Annotated in this window: 5 protein-coding genes; 4 read left to right on the top strand and 1 reads right to left on the bottom strand. The window is 53.4% G+C overall.

Features of this window, described 5'->3' with window-relative positions; translation table 11 throughout:
* The 4 genes from QMX88_RS28685 to QMX88_RS28700 form a co-directional block, all read left to right on the top strand.
* Positions 1-1,142 (top strand): RHS repeat-associated core domain-containing protein (locus QMX88_RS28685; RefSeq protein ID WP_282373621.1); only part of this gene is annotated, 1,142 nt, incomplete at its 5' end.
* Between the two features lies 1 nt (position 1,143).
* Positions 1,144-1,776: a hypothetical protein gene (locus QMX88_RS28690; RefSeq protein ID WP_282373622.1), complete on the top strand. Its 633-nt coding sequence runs from the start codon at positions 1,144-1,146 to the stop codon at positions 1,774-1,776.
* Between the two features lie 933 nt (positions 1,777-2,709).
* A complete protein-coding gene (locus QMX88_RS28695; protein WP_282373623.1) occupies positions 2,710-3,210 on the top strand; it encodes an SUKH-3 domain-containing protein in 501 nt (166 codons plus the stop codon).
* Positions 3,211-3,431: 221 nt separating this feature from the next.
* Positions 3,432-3,773 carry a hypothetical protein gene (locus tag QMX88_RS28700; RefSeq protein ID WP_282373624.1) on the top strand — a complete coding sequence of 114 codons (342 nt, stop codon included), beginning with the start codon at positions 3,432-3,434 and terminating at the stop codon, positions 3,771-3,773.
* Positions 3,774-3,861: 88 nt separating this feature from the next.
* Here QMX88_RS28700 and QMX88_RS28705 read toward each other — a convergent pair whose 3' ends face one another.
* Entirely contained in the window at positions 3,862-4,992 is a 1,131-nt protein-coding gene (locus QMX88_RS28705; protein ID WP_282373625.1) for an SMP-30/gluconolactonase/LRE family protein, read from the bottom strand.
* Between the last annotated feature and the right edge of the window lie 228 nt (positions 4,993-5,220).

The following is a 5,220-nucleotide window of genomic DNA, read 5'->3' on the forward strand; positions in this document are numbered from 1 at the left end:
GCGGTAACCAAACCGAGCGCTGGACCAACGGTCTGCGCAGCGGACTGCACTGGGATCTATTCGATCGTCTGGTGCACTTCCGCGATCCGCGTCTGACTGTCGACTTCGGCTACGACCCCCTCGGACGCCGCCTCTACAAACTTTCAAAAGCCCACTACCGCCCGCGCCCCGAAGCCGGCACAGGCTGGAACGAAAACGAACACGCCCGCAAAGAGCGCGCGCTCGGCTGCGGCTTTACCCTGTACGGCTGGGATGGCGACAACCTCGCCTGGGAAAGCAGCCCGCCGCCCTACGCCGGCGCGCTAGGCCGCACGGTCCATTACATCCACGAGCCCGGCACATTCGTCCCGGTGGCCCAAGCCATCCGCCACGAAACGATTCGTCTCGTCAGCCAGCCAACTTACACCGGCCGCTACAACTTCATAGAAGACCCGCTCTGGACCTACAAACCCACAGCGCTGCCGATCGACGCCCTTGCCTGGTACCAATGCGACCACCTCGGCACGCCCCAGGAAATGACCGACCAAAACGGCAACACCGCCTGGAGCGCCCAATACAAAGCGTGGGGCGAGGCGCAAGAACAGCGCTCAGAGTTCGCCCAGCAAGTCGGCCTGACCAACCCCATCCGTTTCCAAGGCCAATACCACGACCACGAAACCGGCCTGCACTACAACCGGCATCGGTACTATGATCCAAGGGTCGGTCGGTTTATTAGCAAGGATCCGATTGGCTACAGTGGTGGGCTAAATCTCTATCACTACGTTTCAAATCCGACGGGTTGGATCGACCCACTCGGTTTGCAAAAAGTTGTCGCAACAAATAGCCGTAGGAGCGCAATGAAAAAGGCCCAGCAACATGCTCAGGTACCGCGGTTAGGTAGAGGTGGGGAGGCGATCCCAATGAAAGATCTCAACCTGAGTAGCCATGGAGTGAATTGCAACTGTATGAAAAGTCGCGGGATCACCACGCTAGGGCGCAGGGATAAAAATGGGGTAGCAGAGGTGTTCGAGCATCCAGATGGGCACCCTGACTTGGTCGGAGATGATCAACCAGCTCACCATGAAATTCCACATCTTCACGCCACAAATACAAAGGGTGCGGTAATAGTGTTCACCTACCCGGCAGGACGTAAAGGAATCTGATATGAAATACTACAAGATCTTATGCTTTAAAGCCGAATTTGGTGAGTTTAAAAAACATGCTAACGATTTTATAAGAGAAATGTCCGCGGATGATACTGACGAGTTCGCCTTGGTGATGGCTACGAATCTGCAAGGAGGGGTTGGCTTCGGAACGACGGCCCAAGGTGAAGCGGCTATAAAAGCGCTTGTATCAAAATGCTATTCAGTCGATATAAATAATTTGAGTATAAAAATACCACTGGCGGAAGACGTCGAAGGAATGCCTCGGCTCCTGTTTCGAGGTAAAGCCGGCAAATTCGAAAGGCTGGTTCAAGAACATATGCAGTATGACAAAGACCTCAGGAGACACAACGTGATCTCGAGGCATAGGCCCACAACAATGCCTAAAAGTTCGATGCTAGCTAGTATTGTTCAGGCTCAATATTTATCGATAATCGGAAAAGAGTTGTATGAAACACTACATGAAAGCTGCCACTACATACTACGAGCATTGGTGTCTGGAGAGCATGGTCGTGATGCATTCTTTGTGTTCTCAAAGGACTTGGACTTCTTTTTTAGAGAGTTTGAAGAAATAGTGGGCGGTGATGCCGAGATTCGTTTCGTGAACAGCGTCCGCGAGTTAATCTTTTATTAATGTAGAGCATTATAGGGGGTGACCCCTCTTAATTGTGCAGATAAAAAGCGAAAGTGCGCTGCCCCCTTTAGCTGGCTTAAGAGGCTAAAGGGTACGGACCCCGTTAACTCTAAGCAAAATCTGAGTGAGTTAAAGGCAACACTTCTCAGGAAGGATCTTGCCATCCGTGACGATGCTTTCAAAAAGGCGGAAAATATATCGATAATGCGAGTAAGTGCGGAGGCGCAGATGCTTTTATCAGTCACACCTTTAGAGTGGAAGGCACTAGGCACGAACGTGTTGATCTTGGGCTAAAGGGGACAGACCCCTTTAACTCGCACATGCACAAAGAGGACCCATGTGAAAACCAGCTTGACGATAAAGGAGAGATAACAACCGATCCAGATAAGTACCATATTGGTATTCGTAACCCTAAAGACTTACCTATTGTCCGGGGGAAACCACGCGGATTATGAGCTATGAATTCAGATTAGTATTCGAGGACTCGTTTTCAGCTCGCAATGTCCTTGACTCGGTGAAAACCAGTACGGCATGCATTGGTGCGGCTGGCGAATGTATTTGCTTGAAAGAGCTGAGTGTGAACAGTGAAGCAGCCTATGATGTGAGACTAACGCTAGAGGACTCTAATTCACTCTGGCTCGAAGTAGGCTTTCGATCCCCGAATTTATACGAGTTGCTGAAGGCTGCAATTGACACCAAACAATACAGATGCTTAGAGGGTGGGGAGCAAGATGATGAAGTTCCATTACATAAGGCCTTTCGTCTTAAGCATCCTCCAACACTACAGAGTTGAAGGGGACGGACCCTTTAACTCTCTGAATTCGCCGAAGAAGTCGGCCTGACCGATCCGATCCGATCCGATTCCAGCGTGTTCGAATGGGACAGACTCCTTTATTTTTTCTTTATATCTCCCACTAACAGCTTGGTGAAATCGTGACCGACACACTGAACGTACCCCCGCTGATCGAACTCCCTGAAAGCCTGAGCCCACTTTTTCTCGCCGCAGGCTGGCCCAGCACCTCCACCGTACCACTACCGCGTTACGTTCCACCCGAGCATCCTGCCGCTGCTCTACTTAAACAGCTTGCCGGGGTGCAAGTGGGCATCTGCGGCGCAGGAGAGGAGTGTGCTACCAGTGATGTCGCCTTTGGCACATTTGAACATCTGCATGGAAGCGAAGATTTCCTTGAGTGGGAGCAACGCCTGGGCACTACCTTGGTGAGCATCGCCGAAGTCCATCACGGCCACGGCGCGCTGTTGATCGACGAAAAGGGTTGCTGCTACCTCTTGAGCCTCATCCACGACGGGCTTTGGATACAGGGACTGGGCTTTGTTCAAGCCATGGAGAACTTGATATTTGGGCGTAAGACCGGTGAGCAGGCGCAACTCGCAACGCCAGGTGCAATACCGATCTTTTGCACCGGCACCCTATGACAGACCTATCCTGCGTTCGGGGCAGAAAATCTCGCTCGCCTGTGACCAATCAGGCTTAGAGGGACTGTTAAAGGGGTCGGACTCCTTTCGCTCAATAAAGTTAATCCTTATGGAAACACTCTAGATGATCATGGCACCGGCACGACGGATCCAAACAAAAGTCATATCGGCATTCTTAATTCCATTGATTTACACACAGTCCGAGGGAGGCCGCACGGCTCATGAGTCATGAATATAGATTGGTATTTTCCAACGATCTTACAGCTCAGCGCATTATGGATTCTTTAAAGGCGAGTGAGTCTTGCGTTCGGGTAGATCAAGAATTTTTGTACTTGAAAGATCAAAATTCTAAGACTACAGCGGATTATGACGCACGCTTGAGCCATGATGATGACAGTACACTATGGCTTGAGGTCAATTTTAAATCGTCGGCGCTACATGACCTAGTGCGCGCAGCGCTGGAGAATAGGCCATGCAAGTGTTTGAGTGAGGGGGACGTTAATGAGGAAGTTGAGCTGAGCGAGGCATTTCAACTTGGACATCTTGATATTTTCGGACTGTGACACTTAAATCCTTAAGGGGACGGTCCCCTTAAGTCCAAGAGTGCGGAGGTAGACGGTCGTTTGACCGTCTTGTGATCCAGCCAGCCCCTTACACCGCAAACCCAGTCCCACGCGTATTCACAAACAACGAATAAATCGAGTGGCTGCTCGCCATGAACAGCCGATTCCCTTCGCGTCCGCCGAAGCACAAGTTCGGGCAGCGTTCTGGCAACGAGATGTGCCCGATGGCCTTGCCCTGGGGGTTGAAGACACGCACGCCGTCGAGTTTTTCGAGGTCGGCCTTGGGGTCGCCGTTGCCTCCCCAGCCACACCACAGGTTGCCCGCTTCGTCGCACTTCATGCCATCGATGGCGGCGTAGTCCAGGCCTTCGATGTGTTTGCGGCGTTCGCCCAGGGTGCCGTCGTCCTTGACCGCGATGGCCCAGATCAGGCGGTTGGGTTTGGCGCGACCTTCGACGACGTACAGGGTCTTTTCGTCAGGGGAGAAGCACAGGCCGTTGGGGCCGGCGAGGTCGTCGATCACCCGGGTGACTTTCCTGGTCTCGCCGTCGATGCGGTAGACAGCGTGGGGCTGGGTCGGGGTGATTTTGTGGCCTTCGTAGTTGTTGCTGGTCTGGAAGGGCGGGTCGCTGAACCAGATCGAGCCGTCGCTTTTGCAGACGATGTCGTTGGGGGAGTTGAAGGGTTTGCCGTCGAAGCTGTCGGCCAGCACGGTGATGGTGCCGTTGTATTCCGTGCGGGTGATGCGCCGGCCTTCGCTGGTCGTGGTCGAACCTTCGCAGACGATGAGGCGTCCCTGACGATCGCGGCACATGCCGTTTGAGAAGTTGGAATGCTCGCGGTACACCGTGAAGGTGTCGGTGATTTCGTCCCAACGCATGATGCGGTTGTTGGGGATATCGCTGACCAGCAGGTAACGCCCGTCGCCGACCCACACCGGCCCCTCGGCCCAACGCATGCCGGTGGCGAGTTTTTCCACGCTGGCGTTGAAGACACGCAGTTCGAGAAAGCTGTCGTCGAGAATGTGAATGAGCGGATCCGGGTAACGCTGGCTCAGGGGCTCTGCGGCAGACGCGAGGCGGGGCAGGGCGGCGGTGCCGACGGTGGCCAGCGTGGCAGAGACAGCGAGGGATTTTTTCAGGAAGCTGCGGCGCGTGTTGCCGCTTGAGTGACTAGCGGTTTCAGCGTGCGGGGGCAAGGCGGACAGGGATGAGTCCATGTAGCGATCTCCGTTCTATTATTTTTTTACGGGACGCTAGTAATACCTCGTGATAAGACATCGTACAAGTGAATGATGGGTGGGTATCCAGCTCACCCTCCGACGATATCGGTGCACAAACAGGCCTCTTCCCGGCTAAAGCCGGTCCCACTAAAAGCAATGCATGCAGCCAGTGGGGCCGGCTTTAGCCGGGAAGCTTTTGATTTGCTTTTGATCTTCAAACGCAAA

Source organism: Pseudomonas sp. PS02290, assembly GCF_029960075.1.
Lineage (GTDB): Bacteria > Pseudomonadota > Gammaproteobacteria > Pseudomonadales > Pseudomonadaceae > Aquipseudomonas.